This is a genomic window from Acinetobacter sp. neg1 (assembly GCF_000788125.1).
Classification (GTDB): Bacteria; Pseudomonadota; Gammaproteobacteria; order Pseudomonadales; family Moraxellaceae; genus Acinetobacter; species Acinetobacter vivianii.
Genome location: NZ_JSZD01000022.1, coordinates 48,120 through 74,945 on the forward strand (window position 1 = coordinate 48,120; position 26,826 = coordinate 74,945).

Genomic DNA, 26,826 nt, shown 5'->3' on the forward strand with positions numbered 1-26,826 from the left:
AAATGATTAAACGTATTTTAGATATCATTATTGCATCAACTGCCCTAATTCTGCTTTCACCTTTATATTTCTATGTTGCTTATAAAGTAAAAAAGAACTTAGGTTCGCCAGTTTTATTTCGGCAAGTTCGTCCAGGTTTACATGGTAAGCCATTTGAAATGATCAAGTTTCGCACCATGAAAGATGCAATCGATGAGCGAGGCAATCCATTACCAGATAGCGAGCGTCTAACGCCTTTTGGCAAGATGTTACGTTCAAGTAGTCTGGATGAAATGCCTGAACTCTGGAATGTGATCAAAGGTGATATGAGTATTGTAGGCCCACGTCCATTATTGATGGAATACCTGCCATTGTATAATAAAGAGCAGGCAAAACGTCATGACGTACGTCCAGGTATGACAGGACATGCTCAGGTCAATGGGCGTAATGCGATTAGTTGGGAACAAAAGTTTAAGCTTGATACTTGGTACGTTGAAAATCGATCGCTTTGGCTAGATTTTAAAATCATGCTACAGACAGTGAAAAAAGTCATTGCCAAAGATGATATTAATGAAGCTGGCGAAGCGACAATGACAAAATTTACTGGCACCCCATCGGAAGAGAAGGAATGAGCCAATCTATCTATGCAATCTATGGGGCATCAGGTTGTGGTCGCAGTCTGATGCCTGTAGCTCGACAGCAATTGCGACGTTTGAACATTACAGCTGAGATTTACTTCATTGATGATAGTTTACAAGAAGAAAAAATCATAAATGGACATAAAGCTTTAAATTATCAAACATTTAAAAAATTAGATGCGATAGATAAATACGTTTTAATCGCGATCGCGAATAGCCAGATTCGTGAGAAAATAGCAAATCAACTCGCCAGTGATGATATCCAGTTATGGACAGTTCAAGCTGATAATACGGTCATGATGGATAATATTGAGATTGGTGAAGGCGCGGCATTAAGCCCTTTTGTTTCAATTACATCAAACATAAAAATCGGCAAATGCTTTCATGCTAATTTATATAGTTATGTTGAGCATGACTGTGTGATTGGTGACTATGTTACCTTCGCCCCTGGCGTCAAATGTAACGGTAATATCCATATCGAAGACCATGCTTATATTGGGACGGGTGTTGTGATCAAGCAGGGAACACCAGATAAGCCATTAGTGATTGGTAAAGGTGCTATCGTTGGTATGGGCGCAGTTGTGACTAAAAGCGTGCCTGCAGGAGTCACTGTAGTCGGTAACCCTGCAAGAATTTTAGAAAGAAAGTAAGATATATTTTTAATAGGAAATCATAATGTTAAATACTGCATTTGAACCATGGCCAAGTTTTACCCAAGAAGAAGCAGACGCAGTTAAAAATATATTACTTTCAAATAAAGTAAATTATTGGACAGGGCAAGAATGCCGTGAGTTTGAAAAAGAATTCGCGAATTTCGCTGGTACTCAATATGCAGTGGCGCTAACCAATGGCACTGTTGCTTTAGATGTGGCTTTAAAAGCTTTAGGTATTGGTGCTGGTGATGATGTTATCGTGACCTCACGTACCTTCCTTGCATCAGCTAGTTCGATTGTTACAGCGGGTGCCAATCCTGTGTTTGCTGATGTTGAGTTAGATTCCCAGAATATTTCGCGTCGTACGATTGAAGCCGTTCTTACACCAAATACCAAAGCCATTATTTGTGTGCATCTGGCGGGCTGGATGTGTGATATGGACCCAATTATGCAGCTTGCTCAAGAAAAGGGTTTGTCTGTCATTGAGGACTGTGCACAAGCGCATGGTGCAAAATACAAAGACAAACCTGCAGGTTCAATTGGACATATTGCGGCTTGGTCTTTCTGTCAGGATAAGATTATGAGCACGGGTGGGGAAGGCGGTATGGTCACCACCAATGATGAAGTGCTGTGGAAGAAAATGTGGTCTTATAAAGATCATGGTAAAAGCTATGATAGTGTTTATAACAAGCAACATCCGCCAGGTTTCCGATGGTTGCATGATTCCTTTGGTACAAACTGGCGTATGATGGAAATGCAGGCGGTAATTGGTCGTATTCAGTTAACACGTATGACTGGGTGGACACAAAAACGTACTGAAAATGCAGAGAAAATCTTAAAGGCTTTTGAGGGTTCTCCTTACTTTACTGTTCACTTGCCTTCAAATGATTATGTACATGCGCACTATAAATGTTATGTACAGGTCAATTTAGCTGCATTACCTGAGGGCTGGTCGCGTGATCGAATTATGCAAGAGATCAATGCACAAGATGTGCCTTGCTTTAGCGGTTCCTGTTCAGAAGTCTATCTGGAGCATGCATTTGATGGAACGCCATGGCGTCCAGAACAGCGTTTGCAAAATGCACAGCAACTCGGTGAGACAAGTCTCATGTTCTTGGTGCATCCAACACTGAGCACAGAAAGCATTGATAAAACAATTAGTGCAATTGACAAGGTAATACGCGCAATTCAATAAGGTTAAAAAAGTAAGGGGAAGAGTGTAATAATCTTTCAAATGCTTCCCCTTATGATTGTGTAATCAATATGTAAAAGTCATTTCTAGTTCTGTCAGAAATGCGTATAAAGATCAAACTGTAAAATGGAATGATTAGAAGATCATTGTGAAAAAGATTATTCATCAATTCGCCTCAGCACCAAGGCTTTTTAAGCAAATTTTCCTTGTTCTTTTGGATGCTCTAGCTTTCCCTATAATTTTATGGTTGTGCTATGTGATCCGTTTATTTGACTTGGGTGCAGATGTTATTCCTGGTATTCCTCATGGAATTATGCTGGTCAGTTTTATTACGGTTTTGAGTCTGGCACTTACAGGCGTTTATCATTTTATTGTACGCACATTTAACGAAGTCTTTATTGTTAAATTGGCGATTTCCGTGGCATTGACCATGGCAACCTTGTACATCCTGAATGTGATTACGCCAGCCTATATCCCAATGTCGATTCCATTCATGTATGGATTTATGATGTTTGCCTGGGTATGGCTCAGTCGTGCAGTGATTCGTTTTATTATTAAAGCTTCTTTTTATTCTGAGATTGGTCGTAAACGAATCGCAATTTATGGAGCGGGTGACGCAGGGCAGCAAATCGCAGCGGCATTACATCGTTCAGATGACCATTTACCAGTATTCTTTATTGATGACTATACTTCTTTACAGGGTCAAACTGTTGGTGGTTTAAAAGTTTATTCGGTTGAGAAGGCATTACAGCGCTTTAAAAAAGACCGTATTGATGAAATTCTACTGGCACTTCCTTCTGTTGGACGGGTGCGTAAAGCTGAAATTATCCAGCAATTTGAAATCGCACGTTTAAAAATTACGGAATTACCTGGTCTAACCCGTTTAGTGGATGGCGAAATTCAAGTTTCTGATATTCAGGAAGTTGATATTATTGATTTATTGGGCCGTGATCCAGTTCCACCGATTTCACATCTGATTGCCAAAAATATCCAGAATAAAGTGGTCATGGTGACAGGTGCGGGCGGTTCAATTGGTTCTGAACTGTGCCGTCAAATTATTAAGAATAAGCCTAAAATGTTAGTCATTTATGAGCTAACAGAATTTGCGTTATACGATATTGATAAAGAGTTAAGACAAACAGCGACTTGTGAAATTGTTCCGATTTTGGGAACGGTACAAGATCAGCAAAAACTTGAACGTATTATTGAACAATATCATATTCAGACGGTTTATCATGCCGCAGCTTATAAGCATGTCCCTCTGGTTGAATGTAATCCAATTGCAGGCTTAAAAAACAATGCGATTGGTACTGCGAATAGTTTGAATGCAGCCGTGAAAAAAGGCGTTGAAACCTTTGTTTTGATCTCAACAGATAAGGCGGTGCGACCAACCAATGTGATGGGTGCATCAAAACGTATGGCTGAGCTCTATTGTCAGGCGGTCGCTGAAACTAAACCTGATACGCAAATCAGTATTGTTCGTTTTGGTAATGTCTTGGGATCTTCTGGTTCAGTTGTTCCACTCTTTAAGCAACAGATTGCAAAAGGTGGTCCGATTACGGTAACTCATCCTGAGGTGACCCGTTACTTCATGACCATTCCTGAAGCATCTCAGCTCGTCATTCAGGCGGGGGCATTGGGCACTGGGGGCGATGTATTCTTGCTCGATATGGGTGAGCCCGTCAGAATTCAGGATCTTGCTCGTCAAATGATCAAACTCAGTGGTTTGAAAGTGAGAGAAACTGGTTCACTAGATGGTGATATTGAAATTGCCTATAGCGGTTTGCGTCCAGGTGAAAAACTGTATGAAGAATTGCTGATTGATCAGGACAATACCGAATATACTGAACATACCCGTATCTTACGTTCGTTTGAAAAACATTTTCCATTAGAAGAAATTCAGTGTGTATTTGGTAAAATCAATCAAATGACAGCAATCGATCATGATGTTGACTGGGCTTTAACACAGCTTGAGCATTATGTTGATGGCTATAAACGTAGTGACGAAGTTCGAGTTAACTAATCTGAGAAAGCAATGATCAAAAAAGCAATTTTACCTGTGGCTGGTTTAGGTACACGTTTCTTACCTGCAAGTAAATCTATTCCAAAGGAAATGGTGACTGTTGTTGATCGCCCTGCAATTGAATATGTGGTGAGAGAAGCGGTTGAAGCAGGTATTGAGCAAATCATTTTGGTGACTCACTCTTCAAAAGCATCGATTGAAAACTATTTTGATCGTAATTTTGAGCTGGAAACGACGTTAGAGCAGAAGAAGAAATTTGATCTACTCAAAGAAATCACTGATATTTTGCCAAAGCATGTCAGTGTCGTGAGTGTACGTCAGCCCCAGCCGCTGGGGCTTGGTCATGCGGTACTCTGTGCAAAAGATATTGTAGGTGATGAAGCCTTTGCGGTGCTTTTGCCTGATGTGTTAGTAAAAAATGCAACCTCTGAAAATGATCTGTCTTTGATGATTCAGCGCTTTGAAGCATCTCAAGCTGCGCAAATTATGGTTGAAGCAGTGCCTGACCACTTAGTTGATCAATATGGGATTGTAGACGTTGCTGTATCACCGAATGAAGGTGAAAGTATCGTTATGCAAGGCATTGTTGAAAAACCTGCCGTGGGAACAGCACCTTCAAATTTATCTGTGGTTGGACGTTATATTTTACCCGCACAAATTATGGGTCTTTTGGAAAATACACCGCGTGGCGCTGGAAATGAAATTCAGCTGACGGATGCGATTGCGACTTTACAGCAAGCACAGGTCGTTGAAGCATATCGTATGAAAGGGCAGACCTTCGATTGCGGTAGCAAACTTGGTTATCTGAAAGCTGTGTTACATTATGGTGTTGAGCATCCGAAACTGGGCGCAGAATTTAAGGGCTTAATCAAGGAATTGGCCCTCTAATCATTGAGGGCAAGTATTTTATGAAAGTCGCGATCTTTGGTAATACTTTATATGCAGGTGTTATGTCTGCATTATTGTCTGAATCTGGTCACTTGGTATATTGGTGTTCACAGCTTAATAGAGAAGTAGATGATCAACAATATGCCTTCCATGATGAAAACGTCAGTCATTTATTGCAGAAACAGCTGAGCAGCGGTTTTCTGCATTATAGTGATTTAGCGGGCATACCTTTAGATATTGATGCTTATCTATTTAGTTTTAACCAAACGCAAGAGCAACAAGTCTTTCAACTGTTACACTCTTTGAAACAACGTCCAATTATTCATCCTAAATTGATGATTAATGCATCCACTTTTGGTTTGCGTGGTACTGAGAAATTTCAACAGATCCTTTGTGATGATGATTGGGCTTATTTGCCTGATACCATGCAGGAAGGAAACGCCTTACAGAGCTTAACTCAGGCAAAACAATTGATTGTGGGCTGTACACGAACCGAAGTACAGGTGAAGGTCAAAGAGTTATTAAGACCTTTCTTTCCCTTAGAGCAACAATATCTATTTATGCCAATTCTGGATGCCGAGTTTACCAAGCTGAGTATTTCGGGCATGTTGGCAACACGCATTAGTTATATCAACGATTTGGCTGTCGTGGCGGAAAAGTTGGGTATTGACATTGCCTCTGTGCGTCAGGGTATGGCTGCTGATAACCGGATTGGATCAGCTTATCTGGCACCCGGTGCTGGTTTCGGTGGTGAAAACTTTTCTCATGATATTTTAACCCTTGCCAACACGGTTGCGAATACTGGAGTGAAAAGCCAGTTACTTGCTCAGGTTTGGGATATCAATGAGCAACAGAAAGAAATTCTGTTTCGCAAGTTCTGGAATTATTACCACGGGGATTTGCAAGCCAAATCGATTGCGATCTGGGGTGCATCTTTTAAAGAAAATACCTCAAGTATTCAACAATCTCCAATTCATCAAATGCTTGCCGCTTTATGGGCTCAAGGTGTAACCGTTCATCTGCATGATCCACAGGCCTTAGATGAAATTGAAATGATGTATGGGCAGCGTAGTGATTTGATTTTGCATCATAATCAATATGATGCTGTTAAAGATGTGCATGGCTTATGCGTTTTAACAGCTTGGAAACAATACTGGAGTCCGGATTTCAAACAATTAACACAATTGATGGAACATCCCTTGATTTTAGACGGTCGAAATATTTATGACCCACACTATGTAAAAGCCCAAGGTTTTGCTTATATGGGAGTGGGACGTTAATGATGACTAAGCAGATTCATCCTTTCGCTGTTAAAGCACAGTCCTCTGTTTTGGAAGAGCTGGCTGTTTTACAAAAGCAGTTTAAGGCGCTTCATCTAAATGCTTTATTTGCAGAGGATCCTACTCGCTTCAAGCATTTTTCAGTCGAATATGATCAGATCGTTTTAGATTTTAGTAAACATCGTATTGATCAGCAGGTGTTAAATCAATTGGTGGATTTGGCTCATGCTCAGGATCTAAATGGGTGGATTAAACGACTATTCTCATGTGAGCAGATTAACTACACCGAACATCGGGCTGCGATGCACTGGGCCTTACGTCTGCCTAAATCAAGTCCAAAGCTGCCAGAGGTCAATCAAGCCGTTCAAGATCAGCTGGAGCAAATGTATGCGCTGGTTGAAAAAATTCATGCTGGCCAATGCCGCGGTGCAACGGGTGAAGTGATTCAGGATGTGGTGAACATCGGAGTCGGTGGATCTGATCTGGGCCCCCTCATGGTCACCCATGCGCTTTCAGACTTTAAAGTCAAAACGGCAAAGCCTTTAGATATTCACTTTGTTTCAACCATGGATGGCAGCCAACTCTCTGAATTGTTACATCAGCTTCGCCCTGAAACGACCTTATTTATTATTTCTTCCAAGTCGTTTGGTACCATTGATACACTTTCGAACGCCCAGACCGTACGACAATGGTTAGAAAAAGCGTTAGGAAGCAACGAAAAGATTCTGAAGAATCACTTTGTTGGTGTCTCGACTAAACCAGAAAAAATGACGGAATGGGGTATTGCACCTGATAAGCAGCTTTTGCTTTGGGATTGGGTCGGCGGTCGCTATTCACTGTGGTCATGTATTGGTTTACCGATTGCGCTAACGATTGGTGTCGAAGGGTTTAAACAACTGTTGGCAGGGGCTTATGCCATCGATCACCATTTCCAGACGGCTTCATTTGAACAGAACATTCCTGTATTGATGGGGCTGTTAGGGGCGTGGAATAATAATTTTCTCGATATCCAAACCCATGCGGTATTGCCTTATGACGGGCGACTCAAGTATTTCGCGGCTTATTTACAGCAGCTTGAAATGGAGTCGAATGGTAAGTCCATTCAACGCAATGGGGAAAAGGTCAATTCAGCCACCTGCCCAATTGTTTGGGGAGAAGTGGGACCGAATGCGCAGCATGCTTTCTATCAGCTATTACATCAAGGCACGCACTCGGTCAGCTGTGATTTTATTGCCCCAGTAAAACGTTATAACGCAAACCAGTTTACCTATGCAGAAAGTGCAGAGGCACTGGTCGAGCAACATCATTTGGCTTTGTCCAACTGTCTGGCTCAATCGCGTTTACTGGCGTTTGGAAATCAGGCTTTAGCCGCTGACGAACTTGAAGCTTTACCTGCATATAAGCAATATGAAGGTAATCAACCGAGCTCAACCATTTTACTTAAAGAGCTCAACCCTTATAGTTTAGGGATGTTGATTGCAATGTATGAGCATAAGGTGTTTGTGCAATCTGTACTTTGGAATATCAACCCCTTCGATCAATGGGGCGTTGAAAAAGGTAAAGAAATTGCCAATCAGCTGTTACCGATTTTAAATCGTGAGCAAGAAGATTTATCTTCATTTGATGCATCAACGCAAGGTTTGCTGAAAATATTGTTAGGAAAGACAGATGGCTAAGATTTTAGTCACAGGTGGTGCGGGCTATATTGGTTCGCATACCTGTTTAGAATTGCTGGATGCAGGCCATGAAGTTATCGCATTTGATAATTTGTCCAATAGTTCGGAAGAAGCTTTGCGCCGTGTCGAAAAACTGGCAAATAAAAGCCTGATTTTTGTAAAGGGTGATATTCGCCATGAGCAGGATCTAGATCAGGTCTTTCACAAATTTCAGATTGATGCGGTGATCCATTTTGCAGGCTTAAAAGCAGTGGGTGAAAGTCAGCAAATCCCCTTAGCCTATTTTGAACATAATATTGCGGGGAGTCTACAACTCTTCAAATCGATGGAAAAAGCGGGTGTTTTTAGCTTAGCATTTAGCTCATCTGCAACGGTATATGGTGAGTTAAATCCTTCACCTTATCAAGAAGATATGTCTCTAAGTTTGCCAAATAATAATTATGGTTATACCAAACTGATTATTGAACAGATGCTAGAAAAGATGGCGCTGGCTGACTCAAGATGGTCGATTGCCTTGTTACGTTATTTTAATCCAGTCGGTGCACATAAAAGTGGGCAGATTGGAGAAGATCCTCAGGGTATTCCCAATAATTTAATGCCCTATGTCACACAAGTAGCGGTAGGACGTCGTGAAAAACTGTCTATTTTTGGCAATAACTATCCAACCAAAGACGGCACTTGTGAGCGGGATTTTATTCATGTGGTTGATTTGGCGAAAGCTCATGTGTTGGCCGTTTCCAATCGTCTCAACAATAAAGGTTGCCGAGCTTGGAATATTGGAACCGGAGCTCCAATTTCAGTTCTACAAATTAAAGAAACCTTTGAGAAAGTGAATGGAATTAAGATTCCGACAGAATTTGCGGAGCGGAGAACCGGAGATTTGGCCGCATTTTATGCAGATGCTTCGCGAGTTAAAGCTGAGCTGGGCTGGCAACCCCAATATACCTTGGAAGATATGCTGGCAGATAGCTGGAACTGGCAAAAGCAAAATCCAAACGGTTTTAACTGAATCGGATGATAATAAAAAAGGAGCATGAAGCTCCTTTTTTATTGGGAGTAAATTAGCCTTGAATCAAAGCTGTTAATTCGTCGATATAATGCTGCATCGGTTGCGGATTTTTGTCTGCACGGCTTTCGATATTTAAGCGCAATAATGGCTCAGTATTTGATGCACGTACATTCAGGCGCCAAGCACCAAAATCGAGGCTAACGCCATCGGTACGGTCTACCTGAGGATTCTGGTCAGCATAATGATCAAAGATTTTTTGTACTGTGGCTTGTGTGTCAGCCACTTTAAAGTTGATCTCGCCACTGCACGGGAATTTGGCAATCATGTTTTCAACCAGTGTTGAAAGCGATTGTCCTGTTTCTGAAAGCAATGCAATGGTGAGTAACCATGGAATCATACCGCTGTCACAATAGGCAAAATCGCGGAAATAATGGTGGGCGCTCATTTCACCGCCGTACACTGCATTGTGTTCACGCATCACGTCTTTAATGAAGGCGTGTCCTGATTTTGACTGTACTGCAATACCTTGATATTGATCGACGATATCAAAGGTATTCCAGACTAGACGTGGGTCATGCACGATTTTCTCACCTGATTGTTTGATCAGGAAGGCTTGTGCCAATAAACCGACGATGTAATAGCCCTCAATAAACTGACCTTTTTCATCAAACAAGAAGCAACGGTCAAAATCACCATCCCAGGCAATGCCCATATCAGCTTGATGTTGCAGTACTGCATCACGGGTACTGTCGCGGTTTTCAATTAAAATTGGGTTAGGAATACCATTTGGGAAGTTGCCATCAGCTTCATGATGAATTTTAATAAATTCCACAGGGATGTTGAGTTGCTGGAATTTTTGTTCAATGGCATCAATCACATGACCTGCTGCACCATTGCCCGCATTGACCACTAGCTTGAGCGGACGAATTTTTTGCGGATCGATATAAGTGAGTAGATGCTCGATGAACTCAGGCAAAATATTGTAGTTTTGCGTGGTGCCTTTATTCGCAACTTCAGTGAATTGCCCTGATTCAGCAAGTGCCTGAATTTCTTTTAAGCCTGTTTCCGCACTGATAGGACGAGCATTTTCACGCACCAGTTTCATGCCGTTGTAATCCATTGGATTGTGGCTGGCAGTCACTTCAATACCGCCTTGCACATCTAAGTGGAAGGCTGCGAAATAGACTTCTTCTGTGCCTGTCATACCCAAATCAAGCACATTGATGCCTGCATCATTCAAACCACGAATGGTTGCCTGTTTTAAGCCTTCGCTACTTAAACGGATATCACAACCAATCACTACAGTTTTAGGTTGATAGATCTGTCCATAGGCACGACCAATGTTATAAGCAATCTCTTCATTCAGTTCTGTGCCGAGTTTGCCGCGAATATCATAGGCTTTAAAACAAGTCAGTTGAGTCATATTGTTCAATTCATAGTGATGTGATTTGAGTTGTGAACACATTATACAGATATCGCCAAGAAGTCATATTTATAGTTCTTTATCGAGTGATTACGGTTGAGTTTAACTTCGTAGAGTTGCCGTAAAGACAACCCTTTCATAAGACTTTAGTCGAATGTGAAATAAGAAGATTGATAGAAAAGGGTTGATTTAGTTTAATTATTATTGGTCATACCAATTATTGTCGTTACAGTGGGGTTGATCCTGATAATTCATATAATTAAGATGCATAAAGATTGCAAATGGGTGGGATTTGCTTATTTATGGAATATTGGTCATACCAATATTGGAAAGATTCGTTAAATATCGAAGTGAAAACAAAATGACGCCCAGCATTTCAAGGAGATGAGAATGCTAAATGTGTGGCAACAAATTTATGACCCTTTAAATAATATCTGGCTATCCAGTGCGGTTGCGCTGATTCCGATTATTTTCTTCTTCTTAGCTTTGGCTGTATTTCGCTTAAAAGGCAGTGTTGCGGGAACCTGCACTGTGATTATTGCCATGCTGATTGCTTTATTCTTCTATCAAATGCCCGTTGAAATGGCATTTGCTTCTGTAGTTTATGGTTTTATTTACGGTTTATGGCCAATTTCCTGGATTATTATCGGTGCCGTTTTTCTGTATAAAATTTCAGTGAAAACAGGGCAGTTTGATGTCATTCGCTCCAGTATTTTATCGATTACTGAAGACCAGCGCTTACAAATGCTACTGGTCGGTTTCGCTTTTGGGACCTTCCTTGAAGGTGCGGCAGGTTTTGGTGCACCAGTTGCAATTACCGCGGCATTATTAGTCGGACTAGGCTTTAAACCACTTTATGCCGCAGGTCTTTGTTTGATTGTGAATACAGCACCTGTGGCCTTTGGGGCGATGGGGATTCCGATTATTGTGGCAGGGCAGGTATCTGGTGTAGATACCATGGAAATCAGCCAGATGGTGGGGCGCCAGTTGCCGTTTTTAACCATCATTGTGCTGTTCTGGATTATGGCGATCATGGATGGCTGGCGTGGCGTGAAAGAAACTTGGCCTGCGGTATTGGTCGGTGGTAGTGCTTTCGCCATTGCACAGTATCTAACCTCGAATTTTCTGGGGCCAGAACTGCCTGATATTACGGCTGCGATTGCCTCATTGGTCAGTCTCACCCTGTTATTCCGTGTCTGGAAGCCGAAGCATATTTTCCGTTTTGAGGGCGTAGATCCACAAAATACAAGCTCCGCAGAGCATACACCACAACGCTATAGCATTGCGCAGATTGCCAAAGCATGGTCTCCGTTTATGATTTTAACCGTGATGGTGACCATCTGGAGTATTCAACCGTTTAAAGCTTTGTTTGCTAAAGATGGTGCATTGGCGGACTGGATTTTTAAAATTGAAGTGCCGTATCTGCATAAGCTGGTAGAAAAAATGGCGCCGATCGTGCCAGAAACCACAGCCTATGAAGCGATCTATAAATTTGACTGGTTCTCTGCCACAGGTACAGCGATTTTTATTGCGGCCATCATTACCATCATTTTCCTGAAAATGAAAACGCGTGAGGCGGTCACTACCTTTGGCGAAACATTGAATGAATTAAAAACGCCAATTTATTCGATTGGGATGGTGTTGGCCTTTGCTTTTATTGCCAATTATTCAGGTCTTTCTGCGACTTTGGCTCTAGCATTATCACACACAGGTCATGCTTTTACTTTCTTCTCGCCATTCTTGGGTTGGCTGGGAGTATTCCTGACGGGTTCAGATACGTCATCAAATGCCTTGTTCTCGGCTTTACAAGCGACCACAGCCCAGCAAATTGGGATTCCAGAAGTATTGCTGGTGGCTGCCAATACCAGTGGCGGCGTAACGGGCAAGATGATTTCACCACAATCGATTGCGATTGCCTGTGCAGCAGTAGGTCTCGTTGGAAAAGAGTCAGACTTGTTCCGTTTCACGGTAAAACATAGCATCATATTTACTGTCTTTGTTGGCATCATCGTCACGGTTCAGGCTTATCTGGTGCCGTGGATGATTCCATAACTCGAGTAAAGGGAACGTGATGAGAATCTCCGATCAAGTGGTCATGAAATTACAGGCGCTCATTGAGCAGTGCCAGATGAAAAAAGGTGATCGTTTGCCAGCCGAGCGTCAGCTTGCAACCAGCTTGGGGGTGTCTCGTCCGTCCTTACGTGAAGCGATTCAGCAATTGAATAGTCAGGGCGTGCTCAGTAGCCGCCGTGGTGATGGGACCTATATTCAGCAATTGCCAGAACAATGGTCACAACAGTTGATTGTGAATCCGATTAGTAACCTGATTGAAGAAGATCCGCTGTACCGTTTTGATGTGCAAGAAGCCCGTTTGTTACTGGAAGGTGGAACAGCTTGGTATGCAGCATTGCGTTCAACGTCTGAAGATCGCGCCAAAATCCATCATTATTTTGATGAGATTAGCCGCCATCAAAATGCAGGGGATTCGGCTCAGGCCGCGGTTGCAGATGCAGAATTTCATTTGGCGATTGCTGAGGCCTCACACAATATTGTATTGATCCAGATGATGCGCGGCTTGTTTGACTTGTTGCAATACAACGTCTTACTGGGACGCAAGAAAGTTTATAACGATCCTGTTAATGGTGATTTGCTCAGTGAGCAGCATTTTCAGGTGATGGATGCGATTGATCGTAAAGATCCCGAAGCTGCACGCCAAGCGGTGTGTGGGCATATTGAATTTGTGATTAATCATGTACGTGCGCTGGACGAAGATGAAGCTCGCCAGAAACGTGCAACACGTTTAACAAGAGTTGACTCAAAATGATTATTTCTTCTGGCAATGATTATCGTGCTGCGGCACAACGTCGTTTACCGCCATTTTTATTTCATTACATCGACGGTGGTGCCTATTCGGAACATACCTTAAAACGCAATGTACAGGACCTTTCTGAAATTGCCTTGCGTCAACGGGTGCTGAACGATATGTCTACACTCAGTTTGGAAACCAAACTGTTTAATGAAACGCTTTCAATGCCGGTGGCTTTGGCACCTGTAGGTTTAACAGGTATGTATGCGCGTCGCGGTGAAGTTCAGGCGGCAGTGGCAGCGGATAAAAAGGGAATTCCATTTACTTTGTCGACGGTTTCGGTCTGTCCAATCGAAGAAGTGGCGCCTGCCATTAATCGTCCAATGTGGTTTCAGCTCTATGTTTTGCGTGACCGTGGCTTTATGCGTAATGCCTTGGAACGTGCCAAAGCCGCAGGGTGTTCAACACTGGTATTTACCGTGGATATGCCTGTGCCAGGGGCGCGTTATCGTGATGCTCATTCAGGCATGAGCGGTCCAAATGCGGCGATGCGTCGTTATATGCAATCAATGTTGCATCCGCATTGGGCATGGAATGTCGGCATGTGTGGCCGTCCCCATGATTTGGGCAATATCTCGAAATATCTGGGCAAACCGACAGGGCTTGAGGATTATATCGGCTGGCTAGGCTCTAACTTTGATCCGTCGATTTCTTGGAAAGATCTGGAGTGGATTCGTGAGTTCTGGGATGGCCCGATGGTGATTAAGGGGATTCTGGATCCTGAAGATGCCAAAGATGCAGTGCGCTTTGGTGCGGATGGCATTGTGGTATCCAATCATGGGGGGCGTCAACTGGATGGCGTGATGTCTTCTGCGCGAGCTTTGCCTGCGATTGCGGATGCGGTGAAGGGCGATCTGGCGATTCTGGCAGACTCTGGCATTCGTAATGGTTTGGATGTGGTACGGATGTTGGCACTTGGTGCGGATACGGTGTTATTGGGCCGTGCCTTTGTCTATGCCTTGGCGGCGGCAGGTGGGCAAGGGGTGTCGAATTTGCTGGATTTGATTGATAAGGAAATGCGGGTGGCGATGACGTTGACGGGTGCGAAGTCGATTCAGGAGATTAATGCAGATTGTTTGGTACAAGCCATTAAACAAGGTTTTTAAGAATTCTTTTCTAAGTTTAGTAGTAGGCACAGCCGCCAAGTTTGGTGACATGCTTATGTCTGAGGTAGAGGCATTTGTCACTTTTGAAGGATCAAAAGTAACCAAAAATCCTCTATTCCGATGACGGTACTTCCCTGCTACCGCATCGGAACAGGCGGCATCCTTGCCGCCAATCGCGATAGCAAAATGAGATGTTCTCAATTAGAAAAAGAGCGACCTAAGCTCTTGATAGTAAATTATGCCAAAGGAGCCATCATGCAAACATTTTCTCCCAAAGTGGTGATTGATCGTTTACAGCAGATTGTTGGACGTCAGCATGTACTGAGTGATGACCAAAGTACTCGCCAGTATCGTCAAGGTCATCGTTTTGGTGAGGGCAAAGTATTTGCAGTGGTCATCCCGGGTACCTTGCTGGAACAATGGCAGGTGCTGCAAGCGGCGATTGATGCAGATTGTATTGTCATTATGCAAGCCGCCAATACAGGACTAACGGGTGGTTCAACACCCTATGGCAATGATTATGATCGTCCTGTGTTGGTGATGAGTACGCGTCGTTTAAAGGGCATTCAGGTCATCCATGAGGGTAAGCAGGTGATTTGTTTGCCAGGGGCGACTTTGGACAATCTGGAACAATTGCTCAAAGGCTATGATCGGGAACCACATTCGGTGATTGGTTCTTCCTGTATTGGTGCTTCGGTATTGGGTGGGGTCTGTAATAACTCGGGTGGTGCACTGGTACGTCGTGGGCCTGCTTATACGGAACTAGCGCTGTATGCGCAGGTCAATGCACAAGGTCAGCTGGAATTGGTGAATCATCTCGGTGTGAACTTGGGCTCAACTCCTGAAGAAATCCTGACCCGTTTAGAGCAGCAGCAATACCAAGCGACAGATATTCTAGATGATGTTGAAAAGCAGGCATCCGATCAACGTTATGCGCAAGATGTCACACAAGTCGATGCCGATAGTCCTGCTCGTTTTAATGCTGATCCATCACGTTTGTTTGAAGCCTCAGGTTCAGCAGGAAAAGTCTGCGTGTTTGCGGTGCGTCTGGATACCTATGAGAAGGTAGAGAGCAGCGTTTTCTATATTGGTACAAATGATGCCAATGATCTAACCGCGATCCGTCGTTATTTACTCACGTCGTTGCCAAGCTTGCCAATTGCTGGGGAATATATTCATCGTGATGCTTACCATATTGGCGAAAAATACGGTAAAGATACCTTTCTATTTATTGAGAAATTTGGCACAGCCAATGTGCCGAAAGCCTTCGCGCTCAAGGATAAGGTCGATGGCTTTTTAGAAAGATTTAAAATCAAAGGGCTGACCGATCATATTTTACAAGCCATCACGTCCTTGTTACCGAGTCATCTACCGAAACGGATGACGGAATATCGCGATCGTTATGAGCATCATTTGATGTTACGCGTTGAAAATAACTGCAAAGCCCAGACCGAGCAATTTTTACAAGACTATTTTGCGGTGCATGCTTCGGGCAATTTCTTTCTCTGTGATGCGGATGAAGGGCGTAAAGCCTTTTTGCATCGTTTTGCGGTGGCAGGCGCAGCGATTCGTTATCGTGATACCCATCGGGATGAGGTTGAAGATATTGTGGCATTGGACATCGCTTTACGTCGCAATGACCGTGAATGGGTAGAGCAATTGCCTGCGGAGATGGAACAGCAAATCATTCATAAGCTTTATTATGGGCACTTTTTCTGTCATGTGTTTCATCAGGATTACATCATTAAAAAAGGCAATGATCCGTTAGCGATGGAACATCAAATGTGGCATTTGCTGGATGCACGCCGTGCTGAATATCCAGCCGAGCATAATGTCGGTCATCTGTATATTGCCAAGCCAGCATTGGCCAATTTCTATCAGAAACTTGATCCGAATAATTGTTTTAATGTCGGGATAGGGCAAACCTCTAAATTGAAGTATTGGGGCAGAGCCAAGCCCTAAATTCACATAAAACCAGCAATAAAAAAGGCGCTTTAAGCGCCTTTTTTATCTGTTACAACTTAAGCTGTTGCCGCAGATTTTGCTAAAACTTCAGCCACTGCTTTCGCAACTTTGTAAACATTATTCATGTTCAGACCCGCAACACAGATACGACCACTGCGTACCAAGTAGATTGCATATTCTTCACGAAGAATGTCCACTTGCTCAGCCGTTAAACCGGTGTAGCTAAACATGCCTTTTTGGTTCACAAGGTAGCTAAAGTCACGGTCAGGAAGGGCTTTAGTCAATTCATCTTTCAAGATGCTACGCATTTTGATAATACGCTCACGCATCTCTTTCACTTCGCCTTGCCATTGTTGATTGAGATCAGCGTCATTTAACACTTGATCAACCAACCATGCACCTGTTGTTGGTGGGCTAGAGTAGATACGACGTACTGTTGCTTTCAACTGACCGAATGTGCATTTTGCTGCTTCAGCATCGTCACATACGAAGGTCAAACCGCCAACACGCTCACCGTAAAGTGAGAAGATTTTAGAGAACGAGTTGCTGACAATAAAGTTCAGACCTGCTTGGTCTAAAGCACGAATTGCATAGGCATCCTGTTCCATACCATCGCCAAAACCTTGATACGCGATGTCGAGGAATGGAATGAGGTTACGTTCTTTTAATACCACAATCACTTGATCCCATTGTGCTGGGTTCAAGTCTGCACCTGTTGGGTTATGGCAGCATGGGTGTAATAACACAATGCTTTGTTCTGGCAATGTTTTTAAAGTAGACAACATACCGTCAAAATCAACGCCACGTGTTTCAGCATCGAAGTACGGGTAGAAGTTGCTCTTGATGCCTGCACCATTGAAGATCGCAACGTGGTTGTCCCAAGTTGGCTGACTTACCCAAACTTCTGAATTCGGGAAGTAGGTTTTTAAGAAGTCTGCCCCCACTTTTAACGCGCCAGAACCACCAAGCGTTTGAATTGTTGCAACACGACCTTGTTGAATTGCAGGGCTATTGGCACCAAACAATAACGCTTGAATCGCATCACGGTAAGGCTTGAAACCTTCCATTGGTAAATAAAGCTTGGTTTGCGTGTTTTTAGGAGCAATACGTTTTTGCGCTTCGATAATGGTATCAAGCTGAGGAACGATACTGTCTTCGTTATAGTACAAACCAATACTAAGGTTAACCTTTTCAGCACGCGAATCAGCATTGAACTGTTCCATTAATGAAAGGATCGGATCGCCTGCATAAGGTGGGATATGTTGAAACATTAACAATGTCCTTTTCTTCAACAAAGTGCATAGATGTCTGGGGAAGTTGCGCTTCATGAGCGGAACCTTCGATGCCCAATAATGTATCAATAAAGACTGCATGAAGCACGCTGTTATTTACATTTTGGTGCAGTATTTACTTACAAAATTTGTCGGGATTGCTCAATTATAAAGATTGTCTACAATCAAGCTGTCATACTATGGTCTTAGGATAAAAAGTAGCAGCTTTGAAAGGGCAGTGAAAAGACCTAAGATCTGATCCTGTATTTTGAATTTAAGTTATTGTTTTATATTTTATTTTAATAATTCTGCCAAGAGACAATATACGTGTGTCAAGGCCATTGGATTGACAGCATCAGTCTAATTTATTGTCGACAATCCTATTGCATTTTTTGTTATACCTCGTTATAAAATCATCAAAACTGTAGAGATTGTCGACAATATGCAAGATACCCTTGTTCCTCAAGCCATCAGCACCAGTCAGGGAATGACTCTGACGGAACACGTATTTAAGCAAATTCAGTCGGCAATTGTGTTGGGACAAATTCCTGCGGGCAGCAAGATTTCAGAACCTGAACTGGCACGTATTTATGGCATTAGCCGTGGCCCGCTACGTGAAGCCATTCACCGTCTGGAAGGGCAGAAACTGGTGGAGCGTACTGCCCATGTTGGTGCGCGTGTGGTGTCATTGTCACTGCAACAGTTTCAAGAGCTCTATCAAATTCGTGCATCATTAGAAGGCTTGGCCTGCAAACTAGCGGCCCAGCATATTGATAAAAAACAGATTCTGGCCCTGCGTGATGTATTGCGTATGCATGCCGAAGATGAAAATTTTAAAGCAGGTAAAGGCTATTATCTGCAAGAAGGTCAGGACGATTTCCATTACTGCATTATCAAAAGCAGTGGCAATAAAACCCTAGAAAAAATGTTATGCGATGAGCTGTATCACCTCATTCGTATGTATCGCATCCAGTTTTCAAATACCCCAGATCGTCCGAGCAAAGCTTGGGATGAACATATCCGCATTTTAGATGCGATTGCCGAAGGTGATGGTGAGCTGGCTGAAATGCTGATGCACCGTCATATCAATGCATCCTACAAAATTGTTGAGCAAACATTGCTACAAAATCAAGGAGAACAACAACATGGCTAAACAGTCTGCTGGTCAGCTATTCCGCGACGCGGTCGCAAATGAAAAACCATTACAAGTGGTGGGTGCGATCAATGCCAACCATGCTTTATTGGCAAAGCGTGCAGGTTATAAAGCGATCTACTTGTCTGGTGGTGGTGTTGCGGCAGGTTCTTTGGGTTTACCTGATTTGGGTATCAGTAACCTTGATGATGTATTGACCGATGTACGCCGTATTACCGATGTGTGTGATCTGCCATTGTTGGTCGATGTGGATACAGGTTTTGGGGCATCTGCGTTTAATATCGCACGTACCACCAAGTCGATGATCAAGTTCGGTGCTGCTGCGATGCATATCGAAGACCAGGTTGGCGCTAAACGTTGTGGTCATCGCCCAAATAAAGCCATCGTGACCCAGCAAGAAATGGTAGACCGTATCAAAGCCGCAGTCGATGCGCGTACCGACGACAGCTTTGTGATCATGGCACGTACCGATGCGCTTGCGGTTGAAGGCTTACAGGCTGCAATTGACCGTGCAGGTGCTTATATCGAAGCAGGTGCAGACATGCTGTTTCCAGAAGCAATCACTGAATTGGCAATGTATAAGCAATTTGCAAATGCGACCAAAGTGCCTGTTTTAGCCAATATCACTGAGTTTGGTTCTACGCCATTATTTACCACTGAAGAACTGGCTTCTGCCGATGTCAGCATTGCGCTCTATCCACTTTCTGCATTCCGTGCCATGAACAAGGCTGCAGAAAATGTCTATGAGACCTTGCGTAAAGAAGGCACGCAAAAGAATCTGGTCGATACCATGCAAACCCGCCAAGAATTGTATGAACGCATTAACTACCATGCGTTTGAGCAGTATCTTGATGGAACTTTTGCGAAGAATAAATAATTTTACCCCCTCCTAACCTCCCCCAGAGGGAGAGGGATTTCACGAATTTAAGACCTTCTTTTATGAAAGACTTAAGAATCGTGAAGGCGGCATGGATGCCGCCACGTTGGGCTGCGGTAGCAGGGACGTACCGTCAGGCCAACAAAGGATTTTTGCTTACTTTTGATCCATCAAAAGTAAGTCCAGCCGAAGGCTTATCCTAAAATAAGATGAGAGTTCGGTATGACACCGCTACGAAATTCACCTAAGGATATAAAAAGGACAATCTTATGAGCAGTAATGAAACAACAACAGGCTTCAAACCAAAAAAATCAGTTGCACTCAGCGGACAAGTGGCAGGCAACACTGCACTTTGTACCGTAGGACGCAGCGGCAACGACTTACACTACCGTGGCTATGACATTCTCGATCTTGCTGTCGGCAGCCAATTTGAAGAAGTGGCACACCTTCTGGTACACGGCAAACTTCCAAACAAAGCAGAACTCAAAGCCTATAAAGCAAAATTAAAAGCACTCCGTGGCTTACCAGCAGCATTGAAAACCGCACTTGAGCAACTCCCGCCGTCAGCACACCCAATGGATGTGATGCGTACAGGCGTATCTGTACTCGGTTGCTTAACACCAGAACATGAAGACCATAACGAAGCGGGCGCAAAAGACATTGCTGATAAATTAATGGCAAGCTTGGGCTCAATGCTGCTTTATTGGTACCACTTCAGCAACAACGGTCGTCGTATTGAAGTTGAAACCAATGACGATTCGATTGCTGCGCATTTCTTGCATTTACTGCATGGTGAAGCGCCATCGGAAGAGTGGATTCAAGCTATGCACACGTCTTTGATTCTGTATGCAGAGCATGAATTCAATGCCTCAACCTTTACCTCTCGTGTAGTCGCAGGGACAGGCTCAGACATGTACTCGGCAATTACGGGCGGTATCGGTGCGTTACGTGGCCCTAAACATGGTGGCGCGAACGAAGTTGCGTTTGTGATTCAACAACGTTATGACAACGCAGACGAAGCAGAAGCAGACATCCGTAGCCGTGTTGAGAAAAAAGAAGTGGTGATTGGTTTTGGTCACCCAGTCTATACCGTTTCTGATCCACGTAACGAAGTCATCAAGAAAGTGGCACACGACTTGGCGCAAGCACAAGACAACACCAAGATGTATTTGATCGCTGAGCGTTTAGAAGCCGTGATGAAAGAAGTGAAGAACATGTTCCCGAACCTCGACTGGTTCAGTGCGGTGAGCTATCACTTGATGGGCGTGCCAACAGCCATGTTTACGCCATTATTCGTGATTGCACGTACTGCGGGCTGGTCTGCGCACGTGATTGAACAACGTCAGGACGGCAAAATCATTCGTCCAAGTGCCAACTATACTGGCCCTGAAAATCTTGAATTTAAACCATTGGCGGAGCGTGGTTAATGAACACAAAATATCGTAAACCGCTGGCGGGTACCCAGCTCGAATACTATGACGTGCGTCAAGCCGTTGAAGATATTCAGCCAGGCGCATATGCAACTCTGCCGTACACATCGAAAGTGTTGGCTGAACAGCTGGTGCGTAAAGCTGATGCCGAGAATTTAACAGAATACTTAAAGCAATTGATCGAACGTCGCCAAGATACCGATTTTCCATGGTATCCAGCACGTGTAGTCTGTCACGACATCTTGGGTCAAACGGCACTGGTAGACCTTGCTGGTTTGCGTGATGCGATTGCCGATAAGGGCGGTGATCCTTCCAAAGTGAATCCTGTGGTGCCAACCCAGTTGATCGTCGATCACTCTTTGGCAGTGGAATACGGTGGTTTTGACCCTGATGCGTTTGAGAAAAACCGTGCAGTGGAAGACCGTCGTAATGAAGACCGTTTCCATTTTATTGAGTGGACCAAAACCGCTTTTAAAAATGTCGACGTGATTCCTGCGGGCAACGGCATCATGCATCAGATCAACTTGGAGAAAATGTCTCCAGTGATTCAAAATCGTGACGGCTTGGCATTCCCAGATACTTGTGTCGGTACAGATTCACATACGCCACATACCGATGCGCTTGGCGTGATTTCAGTCGGTGTCGGTGGCTTAGAAGCTGAAAATGTAATGCTCGGTCGTGCATCTTGGATGCGTTTACCTGACATCATTGGGGTTGAATTTGTTGGTCAACGTCAAGCAGGTATTACCGCAACCGATATCGTGTTGGCATTGACTGAGTTCTTACGTAAAGAGCGTGTTGTCGGTGCTTATTTAGAGTTCTTTGGTGAAGGCGCTGACAGCATGTCTGTGGGCGACCGTGCCACCATCTCAAATATGACCCCAGAATATGGCGCAACTGCTGCGATGTTCTATATCGACCAGAACACGATTGATTATTTACGTCTGACAGGTCGTGAAGATGCACAAGTGGCTTTGGTTGAACAATATGCCAAAGAAATTGGTCTTTGGGCATCAGATATGACCAAAGCTGAGTACCCACGTGTACTTCGCTTTGACCTTTCAACGGTGACTCGTAACATTGCAGGCCCATCAAATCCGCATGCGCGTGTGTCTACCGCTGACTTGAAAGAAAAAGGTATTGCGGGTGTAGTTGAGAACCGTACCGATGGTTTAATGCCAGATGGCGCGATTATCATTGCTGCCATCACCTCATGTACCAATACTTCAAACCCACGTAATACTGTTGCCGCAGGTCTGTTGGCACGTAAGGCCAATGAACTTGGCTTGGTGCGTAAACCTTGGGTGAAATCATCATTTGCACCAGGTTCAAAAGCGGCTGCGCTATATCTTGAAGAAGCGGGCGTACTTAAAGACCTTGAGAAACTTGGTTTTGGTATCGTGGCTTATGCATGTACTACGTGTAATGGTATGTCAGGTGCATTAGATCCCGTGATTCAACAAGAAATCATTGATCGTGACCTGTATGCGACTGCGGTACTTTCGGGTAACCGTAACTTCGATGGTCGTATCCATCCATATGCAAAACAGGCATTCCTTGCATCTCCGCCGTTGGTTGTGGCCTATGCAATTGCAGGAACCATTCGTTTTGATATCGAAAAAGATGCACTGGGTACAGACAAAGACGGTAACCCGATTTACCTGAAAGATATCTGGCCTTCAGATGCTGAAATTGATGCACTTGTGAAAGAAGTGGTGAAGCCTGAACAGTTCCGTAAAGTCTATATTCCAATGTTTGACTTGGGCGAATTTGAACAAGCTGAAAGTCCGTTATACGACTGGCGTCCGCAAAGTACCTATATCCGCCGCCCACCATACTGGGAAGGGGCACTGGCTGCACCACGTACCTTAGCCAATATGCGTCCGTTGGCAATCTTGGGTGACAACATCACCACCGATCACTTGTCGCCATCGAATGCGATTTTGATGGACTCGGCTGCGGGTGAATACCTACATAAAATGGGCGTACCTGAAGAAGACTTCAACTCTTACGCAACCCATCGTGGTGACCATTTGACGGCACAACGTGCAACCTTTGCGAATCCGAAACTGTTTAATGAAATGGTGGTTCGTTCAGACGGCAGCATTAAGCAAGGTTCAAAAGCGCGTGTCGAGCCTGAAGGCGAAGTGATGCGGATGTGGGAAGCGATTGAAACCTATATGAACCGTAAGCAACCGTTGATCATTGTGGCGGGTGCGGATTATGGTCAGGGTTCAAGCCGTGACTGGGCGGCGAAAGGTGTACGTCTTGCAGGTGTTGAAGCGATTGTGGCTGAAGGTTTTGAGCGTATTCACCGTACTAATTTAGTCGGTATGGGTGTTTTACCGCTTGAGTTTAAGCCAGGCGTTAACCGCAAAACTTTGAAGCTAGATGGTACTGAGCTATATAGCGTGATTGGTAATATTGCACCGCGTTCGACTTTAACGTTAGTGATTGAACGTGCCACAGCGGATGGTAAAGAAGAGATTGTTGAAGTGCCTGTGACCTGTCGTTTAGATACAGAAGAAGAAGTGTCTGTGTATGAAGCTGGTGGGGTATTACAGCGTTTTGCACAAGACTTTTTAGAAGGTCAGGTGGCGTAATACTTTGATCTGAAAATAATTGATTCTGTTTAATAAAAGCCCTACTTTAAAGTGGGGCTTTTATATTGAGAATAAGAATGGAAAAATATTTAGATTTAGATGGTGACTCTGGCATTTTTGCATATGAAATTGGTGATACGTATATAAGAGTGCAGTTTAATAGAACCTTTAAAATTTATACTTATAGTTATCGAAGTGCAGGAGCTAGCCGAGTTGAAGATATGAAACAACTAGCTAGAAATGGGGACGGTTTAAATCCTTATATTATGAGATATGCTAAAAATTTATATGAATAATTTAATTAATAGAATTCAATAAAATATTTAGGGTAATAGATTTTAAATATTAAATTTAATTTAAAGGTTAGCTATGTTAGATAAAAACATTTTTGAAAAAATTGAATTTTTAAATATGGCTGTAAGAGATTATTTTATAAAGCTAAATGAACATAGTATATGGTTATTTCTTTCAACTGTGGGATGGATAGGTATTCCTAATGACCAACATTCTATAAAGATATTAGCGTTAATAGGAATAGTTCTTTTCTTTTTTTACTATCTTTCAACTTCTAAGTTGTGGGAAGAGGCTGGGGGATTATGGGGAGATGGGGGAGGGAAATCATTTAAAGATGTGTTTTTAAAATATAAAAATGAAGTTGAGCAAACTGATCTGTCAGCAGATGATAAAAGTGAAGCCTTAAATAAGTTAGTTGAAATTGAAAATAGGTATTTCAATTTCAGGAAAAATGGAATTAAAATTATCTATAATAATTATTGTTTCTTTTTTACGATGGTTTTTTTTGCTTTAGTAGTTATTAATCAATATAGCGGGTTTCAAATATGGTAATACTAATACAATAAATACTTATAAGTAATAAAAAAGCCCAACATCCTGTTGGGCTTTTTCATATTTGGTTGCTAGATATGACTCCCGTCGTACCTCACGATCTGATGTTGGAACCTATTATTATTTTATGTCCCAGAACATCCTGTTCCTGTATGAACTCATCATAGGAAAAAAGTGGTAAGTGGCCAATCCGCATAATTCCTAACACGTGTATAGAAAAAATGTACACATTCCATTCTTCACCTTTCCGCCATCACCACTCGTCGGAAAGGTCAATAAATAATCAAAACTATCACGCTATAGTATATGTACCATTTCTAAAATCTATGGAGAGCAAAGATGGTAACTGCTGGCGAAAAACCTGGAACAGGCTTCTATTTTTGTGTTCAATGCGGACACCGCACCTATTTAGAAATTGGTACTGATCGTTTACCTCCGTGTACCAAATGCCTTGGCAATCAATTCAACAGTAAGAATGCCTAAGCCGCAAAATACCAAACAGTTACCCACTGTTTGAATAAAAGCCCTATCCCTTGATAGGGCTTTTTGTTACCTTAAAAATAAGATGTAAATAACAAGACCTGTCATAGGCATAGAAAGGTAATCCGTGATGGAAACAATTTTAGGACTCTGTATTGGCGTTGGACTTAGCGCAGCCTGTGGTTTTCGTGTTTTTGTTCCGCTATTGGCGATGAGCATTGCTACCCTCATGGGATGGTATCAACCTGCCCAAGGCTTTGAATGGCTGGCACTTCCATCGGTGTGTATGGCACTGGGTTTTGCCACGATCTGTGAAATTGCAGCTTACTATGTGCCTTGGGTAGATAACCTATTAGATACCATTGCGACACCTGCGGCTGTGGTGGCAGGTACGCTGACCACGATGGCGGTGAGCAGTGGTGAAATGTCCCAGTTTGCCACTTGGGCAGCGGCACTGATTGTCGGTGGTGGAACAGCAGGCGTGGTGCAAATGAGTACCGTAGCGGCACGGGGTGTCTCGACAGCAACCACAGGTGGACTGGGTAATTTTGTGGTTGCTACAGGTGAACTGATTGGCTCGATCTTATTGTCGATTCTGGCTTTTATCATGCCTGTGGTGATTACGGTTTTGGTGATTATTTTAGTGATCGTTACAGTACGCTGGATTCGTTCGAAACGCCAAGAGAAACTCAGCCATTCTATATAAATGTCATAACAGCAATAACAACCTGAATGAAGAATTAAAAATGATGATAAAAACACAATGCATTGCATTCATCTTGGCTTGTTCAAGCCTATCTGCACTGTCACAAGTCAGCTTTGCTCAACAACAACCAACAGCAGAAGAACTGAAACTGCGCAAAGATAAAGTCACCTATAAAGCCCATATCCCTGCGAAATATCAATTATTTCAAGCCATTGAAGGTGACCTCAATAAAGATGGTTTGAAGGATGTGGTGTTGATCGTCAAAGCCACTGATCCCAAAGCCTTTGTACATGATGAGTATCGTGGACATTTAGACCGCAACCGCCGTGGTGTAATCGTATTGCTGAATGAAAAAGGCAAATACAAAGCTATTGTCAGCAACCTCAGTTGTTTTAGCTCAGAAAATGAAGATGGTGGCGTCTATTTCCCACCTGAGTTATGGATGGAAATTAAAAATAATCTATTGAGTGTCTATTATTCGCATGGACGTTATGGTTATTGGCGTTATCTGTTTCGCTTAGAAGGCAATGATCTACGTCTGATTGGTTATGATGATTCAAGCAATCATGGTCCTCTCATTCAAAGCCAAACTAGTATTAACTTTTTAACAGGCAAAAAAGTGATACGGAAAAATATGAGTGAAGATGAAGAAGCGGAGCCAAGATTTAAAGAAACGTGGAGCAAAATCGATCAGGCACCGATCTATTTGTCCAAAGTGAAAGACTTTGATGATTTAAGTTTTTAAGAGCTGGCGACTATCGA

The 26,826-nt window shown here is 43.2% G+C and carries 24 protein-coding genes; 22 read left to right on the forward strand and 2 right to left on the reverse strand.

Annotated elements, in window-relative coordinates:
- The first annotated feature begins 2 nt into the window (after positions 1-2).
- The 8 genes from PJ15_RS17615 (at position 3) to galE (ending at position 9,338) form a co-directional block, all read left to right on the forward strand.
- Positions 3-611, forward strand: a complete 609-nt coding sequence (locus tag PJ15_RS17615; RefSeq protein WP_005255796.1) for a sugar transferase — start codon at positions 3-5, stop codon at positions 609-611.
- Complete coding sequence (locus PJ15_RS17620) at positions 608-1,267, forward strand: acetyltransferase (RefSeq protein ID WP_005255794.1); 660 nt, start codon at positions 608-610, stop codon at positions 1,265-1,267. Before PJ15_RS17615 ends, PJ15_RS17620 begins: the two co-directional genes overlap by 4 nt.
- Before the next feature lie 25 nt (positions 1,268-1,292).
- Positions 1,293-2,465, forward strand: a complete 1,173-nt coding sequence (locus PJ15_RS17625) for a DegT/DnrJ/EryC1/StrS family aminotransferase (protein ID WP_005255792.1) — start codon at positions 1,293-1,295, stop codon at positions 2,463-2,465.
- A gap of 145 nt (positions 2,466-2,610) precedes the next feature.
- Positions 2,611-4,485 (forward strand): nucleoside-diphosphate sugar epimerase/dehydratase, encoded by a 1,875-nt coding sequence (locus tag PJ15_RS17630; RefSeq protein ID WP_005255790.1) that lies wholly within the window; start codon positions 2,611-2,613, stop codon positions 4,483-4,485.
- Between the two features lie 12 nt (positions 4,486-4,497).
- Positions 4,498-5,373 (forward strand): UTP--glucose-1-phosphate uridylyltransferase GalU, encoded by an 876-nt coding sequence (galU, locus tag PJ15_RS17635; RefSeq protein ID WP_005255788.1) that lies wholly within the window; start codon positions 4,498-4,500, stop codon positions 5,371-5,373.
- Between the two features lie 20 nt (positions 5,374-5,393).
- The gene (locus PJ15_RS17640; RefSeq protein ID WP_005255786.1) at positions 5,394-6,653 is read left to right on the forward strand and encodes a nucleotide sugar dehydrogenase; all 1,260 of its coding nucleotides are present in this window, start codon (positions 5,394-5,396) and stop codon (positions 6,651-6,653) included.
- 2 nt (positions 6,654-6,655) lie between these two features.
- A complete protein-coding gene (gene pgi / locus PJ15_RS17645; RefSeq protein WP_171067965.1) occupies positions 6,656-8,329 on the forward strand; it encodes a glucose-6-phosphate isomerase in 1,674 nt (557 codons plus the stop codon).
- Positions 8,322-9,338, forward strand: a complete 1,017-nt coding sequence (galE, locus tag PJ15_RS17650) for a UDP-glucose 4-epimerase GalE (RefSeq protein WP_005255782.1) — start codon at positions 8,322-8,324, stop codon at positions 9,336-9,338. The genes pgi and galE overlap by 8 nt, the downstream gene beginning before the upstream one ends.
- A gap of 52 nt (positions 9,339-9,390) precedes the next feature.
- Here galE and PJ15_RS17655 read toward each other — a convergent pair whose 3' ends face one another.
- A complete protein-coding gene (locus PJ15_RS17655; protein WP_047433176.1) occupies positions 9,391-10,761 on the reverse strand; it encodes a phosphomannomutase/phosphoglucomutase in 1,371 nt (456 codons plus the stop codon).
- 384 nt (positions 10,762-11,145) lie between these two features.
- Between PJ15_RS17655 and lldP the strand changes: the two genes are divergently transcribed.
- The 4 genes from lldP (at position 11,146) to dld (ending at position 16,695) form a co-directional block, all read left to right on the forward strand.
- Complete coding sequence (lldP, locus tag PJ15_RS17660; RefSeq protein WP_171067964.1) at positions 11,146-12,813, forward strand: L-lactate permease; 1,668 nt, start codon at positions 11,146-11,148, stop codon at positions 12,811-12,813.
- A gap of 19 nt (positions 12,814-12,832) precedes the next feature.
- Positions 12,833-13,585 (forward strand): transcriptional regulator LldR, encoded by a 753-nt coding sequence (gene lldR / locus PJ15_RS17665; protein ID WP_047433024.1) that lies wholly within the window; start codon positions 12,833-12,835, stop codon positions 13,583-13,585.
- Positions 13,582-14,733, forward strand: coding sequence for an FMN-dependent L-lactate dehydrogenase LldD (gene lldD / locus PJ15_RS17670; RefSeq protein ID WP_047433027.1), 1,152 nt, complete (start codon positions 13,582-13,584; stop codon positions 14,731-14,733). The genes lldR and lldD overlap by 4 nt, the downstream gene beginning before the upstream one ends.
- A gap of 255 nt (positions 14,734-14,988) precedes the next feature.
- Positions 14,989-16,695 carry a D-lactate dehydrogenase gene (gene dld / locus PJ15_RS17675; RefSeq protein WP_047433030.1) on the forward strand — a complete coding sequence of 569 codons (1,707 nt, stop codon included), beginning with the start codon at positions 14,989-14,991 and terminating at the stop codon, positions 16,693-16,695.
- A gap of 59 nt (positions 16,696-16,754) precedes the next feature.
- On the opposite strand, the gene PJ15_RS17680 is transcribed toward dld, so the two are convergent.
- Positions 16,755-17,969: an aromatic amino acid transaminase gene (locus PJ15_RS17680; RefSeq protein ID WP_005228320.1), complete on the reverse strand. Its 1,215-nt coding sequence runs from the start codon at positions 17,967-17,969 to the stop codon at positions 16,755-16,757.
- 442 nt (positions 17,970-18,411) lie between these two features.
- Between PJ15_RS17680 and PJ15_RS17685 the strand changes: the two genes are divergently transcribed.
- The 10 genes from PJ15_RS17685 (at position 18,412) to PJ15_RS17720 (ending at position 26,809) form a co-directional block, all read left to right on the forward strand.
- On the forward strand, positions 18,412-19,122 hold the full coding sequence (locus PJ15_RS17685; RefSeq protein WP_005255772.1) for a GntR family transcriptional regulator: 711 nt from the start codon (positions 18,412-18,414) through the stop codon (positions 19,120-19,122).
- Entirely contained in the window at positions 19,115-19,999 is an 885-nt protein-coding gene (gene prpB, locus PJ15_RS17690; RefSeq protein ID WP_047433033.1) for a methylisocitrate lyase, read from the forward strand. Before PJ15_RS17685 ends, prpB begins: the two co-directional genes overlap by 8 nt.
- A gap of 62 nt (positions 20,000-20,061) precedes the next feature.
- Positions 20,062-20,202, forward strand: coding sequence for a hypothetical protein (locus tag PJ15_RS18555; RefSeq protein WP_155766468.1), 141 nt, complete (start codon positions 20,062-20,064; stop codon positions 20,200-20,202).
- A gap of 66 nt (positions 20,203-20,268) precedes the next feature.
- On the forward strand, positions 20,269-21,426 hold the full coding sequence (gene prpC, locus PJ15_RS17695; protein WP_004773356.1) for a 2-methylcitrate synthase: 1,158 nt from the start codon (positions 20,269-20,271) through the stop codon (positions 21,424-21,426).
- A complete protein-coding gene (acnD, locus tag PJ15_RS17700; RefSeq protein ID WP_047433035.1) occupies positions 21,426-24,032 on the forward strand; it encodes a Fe/S-dependent 2-methylisocitrate dehydratase AcnD in 2,607 nt (868 codons plus the stop codon). The genes prpC and acnD overlap by 1 nt, the downstream gene beginning before the upstream one ends.
- 77 nt (positions 24,033-24,109) lie before the next feature.
- Entirely contained in the window at positions 24,110-24,328 is a 219-nt protein-coding gene (locus tag PJ15_RS17705; RefSeq protein WP_047433037.1) for a hypothetical protein, read from the forward strand.
- Positions 24,329-24,401: 73 nt separating this feature from the next.
- The gene (locus tag PJ15_RS17710) at positions 24,402-24,878 is read left to right on the forward strand and encodes a hypothetical protein (RefSeq protein WP_047433040.1); all 477 of its coding nucleotides are present in this window, start codon (positions 24,402-24,404) and stop codon (positions 24,876-24,878) included.
- A 339-nt stretch (positions 24,879-25,217) separates the two neighbouring features.
- The gene (locus PJ15_RS18510; protein ID WP_004637424.1) at positions 25,218-25,361 is read left to right on the forward strand and encodes a zinc ribbon-containing protein; all 144 of its coding nucleotides are present in this window, start codon (positions 25,218-25,220) and stop codon (positions 25,359-25,361) included.
- Between the two features lie 127 nt (positions 25,362-25,488).
- On the forward strand, positions 25,489-26,064 hold the full coding sequence (locus tag PJ15_RS17715) for a DUF4126 domain-containing protein (RefSeq protein ID WP_047433042.1): 576 nt from the start codon (positions 25,489-25,491) through the stop codon (positions 26,062-26,064).
- Positions 26,065-26,107: 43 nt separating this feature from the next.
- Positions 26,108-26,809: a hypothetical protein gene (locus PJ15_RS17720; protein ID WP_047433179.1), complete on the forward strand. Its 702-nt coding sequence runs from the start codon at positions 26,108-26,110 to the stop codon at positions 26,807-26,809.
- The last annotated feature ends 17 nt before the right edge of the window (positions 26,810-26,826 follow it).